This window comes from Urinicoccus massiliensis, assembly GCF_900120405.1.
In the GTDB taxonomy this organism is placed as follows: domain Bacteria; phylum Bacillota; class Clostridia; order Tissierellales; family Peptoniphilaceae; genus Urinicoccus; species Urinicoccus massiliensis.
In genome coordinates, this window is the sequence record NZ_LT635487.1 from 1 (window position 1) to 2,962 (window position 2,962).

Sequence of the window (2,962 nt, forward strand, 5' to 3'; positions counted from 1 at the left end):
AGTTTGAAGTTGTAGACCCGAAACCGTGTGATCTATCCATGGGCAGAGTGAAGTGTTGGTAAAACGACATGGAGGCTCGAACCGGGTAACGTTTAAAAGTTATCGGATGACCTGTGGATAGGGGTGAAAAGCCAATCGAACACGGAGATAGCTGGTTCTCCTCGAAATAGCTTTAGGGCTAGCCTGTAGGAAAAACTGTTTGGGGGGTAGAGCACTGAATCGCCAAGGGACATGTGATGTTACCGCGGCCTATCAAACTCCGAATACCCAAACAAAGCCTATGGAGTCAGACAGTGAGGGATGAGCTTCATTGTCGAAAGGGAAAGAGCCCAGACCACCGACTAAGGTCCCAAAATACTATTTAAGTGGGAAAGGATGTGGAGTTACTCAGACAACTAGGATGTTGGCTTAGAAGCAGCCATCCATTGAAAGAGTGCGTAATAGCTCACTAGTCAAGTGACTCTGCGCCGAAGATAACCGGGGCTAAAATAGATACCGAAGTCGTGGAACGAATAACGTTGGTAGAGGAGCATTGTATAGACAACGAAGCAAAAGGCGTAAGCCATTGTGGAGCCTATACAAGAGAGAATGCTGGCATGAGTAGCGAGAGGTGAGTGAGAATCTCACCCGTCGAAAACCCAAGGATTCCTGAGGAAGGCTCGTCCACTCAGGGTAAGTCGGGACCTAAGGCGAGGCTGAAAAGCGTAGTCGATGGACAACAGGTGGAAATTCCTGTACCGATGGTATTGCTGATGATGGAGTGACGCAGGAGGGGAAATAGAGCGCCCAGTTGGTGAGGCGTGCAAGCACAAAGGCAAGAAGATAGGCAAATCCGTCTTCTGAAGATGCTGAAGTGTGATGCGGATTGAAAACAAGTAGAGAAGTCTAAACGAACCAAACTGCCAAGAAAAGCTTCTAAGAGATACCATTGCCCGTACCGCAAACCGACACAGGTAGGTGAGGAGAGAATCCTAAGACGAGCGGAAGAACCTTTGTTAAGGAACTCGGCAAAATGACCCCGTAACTTCGGGAGAAGGGGAGCCCCTGTAAAAGGGGGCCGCAGTGAAAAGGCCCAAGCGACTGTTTACCAAAAACACAAGTATCTGCGAAGTCGAAAGACGAAGTATAGGTGCTGACACCTGCCCGGTGCTGGAAGGTTAAGGGGACGAGTTAGCGCAAGCGAAGCTCCGAGCTGAAGCCCCAGTAAACGGCGGCCGTAACTATAACGGTCCTAAGGTAGCGAAATTCCTTGTCGGGTAAGTTCCGACCCGCACGAAAGGTGTAACGATTTGGGCACTGTCTCAACAAAGGATCCGGTGAAATTGTAGTAGCGGTAAAGATGCCGCTTACCCACGACAGGACGGAAAGACCCCGTGGAGCTTTACTGTAGGTTGACATTGGATTTTGGGATAAACTGTACAGGATAGGTGGGAGGCAGAGAACCATGTACGCCAGTATATGGGGAGCCAATGGTGGGATACCACTCTTTTTATCTTAGAATTCTAACCGACTTCCGTGAAACCGGAAGCGGGACACTGTCAGTCGGGCAGTTTGACTGGGGCGGTCGCCTCCGAAAGAGTAACGGAGGCGTTCAAAGGTTCCCTCAGCACGGACGGAAATCGTGCGAAGAGTGCAAAGGCAGAAGGGAGCTTAACTGCGAGAGCGACAACTCGAGCAGATGCGAAAGCAGGACTTAGTGATCCGGTGGTACCGCGTGGAAGGGCCATCGCTCAACGGATAAAAGCTACCCCGGGGATAACAGGCTTATCTCCCCCAAGAGTCCACATCGACGGGGAGGTTTGGCACCTCGATGTCGGCTCGTCTCATCCTGGGGCTGAAGTAGGTCCCAAGGGTTGGGCTGTTCGCCCATTAAAGAGGCACGCGAGCTGGGTTCAGAACGTCGCGAGACAGTTCGGTCCCTATCCGTCGTGGGCGCAGGAAATTTGAGAGGAGCTATCCTTAGTACGAGAGGACCGGGATGGACAAACCACTGGTGCATCAGTTGTACTGCCAAGTGCACAGCTGAGTAGCTACGTTTGGACTGGATAAGAGCTGAAGGCATCTAAGCACGAAGCCAACCTCGAGATAAGATTTCCCATCGAAAGAATAAGGCCCCTTGAAGAAAATGAGGTAGATAGGCTTCAGGTGGAAGCACAGCAATGTGTGGAGCTAAGAAGTACTAATCGGCCGAAGACTTGACCAAAGAAAATTGGAGGATGTAGGATCCGGTGACCATAGCAAGAGGGTACCACCCGTAACCATACCGAACACGGAAGTTAAGCCTCTATGCGCCGATGATACTTGGTTGGCAACGACCTGGGAAAGTAGGATATTGCCGGACAAGCCGCAAGGCATGAAGAAGTGGCATAAGAAGTTTGCCAAGTGCCACATAATCTTAGGTAGCTCAATGGTGGAGCAACCGGCTGTTAACCGGTAGGTTGTGGGTTCGAGTCCCACCCTGAGAGCCACAAGCCGGGGTGGCGGAACAGGCAGACGCACAGGACTTAAAATCCTGCGGTGGTTAAACACCGTACCGGTTCGATTCCGGTCCTCGGCACCAGTGTGACGCGGGATGGAGCAGTCTGGTAGCTCGTCGGGCTCATAACCCGAAGGTCGAAGGTTCAAATCCTTCTCCCGCTACCATATTTTTTTATGGCGGCGTAGCTCAGTTGGCTAGAGCATACGGTTCATACCCGTAGTGTCAGGAGTTCAAATCTCTTCGCCGCTACCATATTTATATTTTTAAAGTTTGTTGTAATGACAAATTTTTTATTTTACCATATTTTTCATTTAAAAGGCCCCATGGTCAAGCGGTTAAGACATCGCCCTTTCACGGCGGTATCTCGGGTTCGAATCCCGATGGGGTCACCATAATTATTTGGGCGCATAGCTCAGCTGGGAGAGCATCTGCCTTACAAGCAGGGGGTCATAGGTTCGAGCCCTATTGCGCCCACCAAATAAT

At 50.7% G+C, this 2,962-nt stretch carries 6 tRNA genes and 2 rRNA genes; all 8 read left to right on the forward strand.

What is annotated here, in order from left to right:
* A 23S ribosomal RNA gene (locus BQ7400_RS00105) occupies positions 1-2,203 on the forward strand; the annotation flags it as partial.
* Positions 2,204-2,224: 21 nt separating this feature from the next.
* Positions 2,225-2,341 (forward strand): 5S ribosomal RNA (gene rrf / locus BQ7400_RS00110).
* A 52-nt stretch (positions 2,342-2,393) separates the two neighbouring features.
* Positions 2,394-2,468: transfer RNA gene (locus BQ7400_RS00115), tRNA-Asn, on the forward strand.
* Positions 2,469-2,471: 3 nt separating this feature from the next.
* Positions 2,472-2,560 (forward strand) — tRNA-Leu (locus tag BQ7400_RS00120).
* Between the two features lie 6 nt (positions 2,561-2,566).
* Positions 2,567-2,643: transfer RNA gene (locus tag BQ7400_RS00125), tRNA-Met, on the forward strand.
* Positions 2,644-2,654: 11 nt separating this feature from the next.
* Positions 2,655-2,731, forward strand: a tRNA-Met gene (locus tag BQ7400_RS00130).
* 65 nt (positions 2,732-2,796) lie between these two features.
* Positions 2,797-2,871: transfer RNA gene (locus BQ7400_RS00135), tRNA-Glu, on the forward strand.
* 9 nt (positions 2,872-2,880) lie between these two features.
* A tRNA-Val gene (locus BQ7400_RS00140) sits at positions 2,881-2,956 on the forward strand.
* The last annotated feature ends 6 nt before the right edge of the window (positions 2,957-2,962 follow it).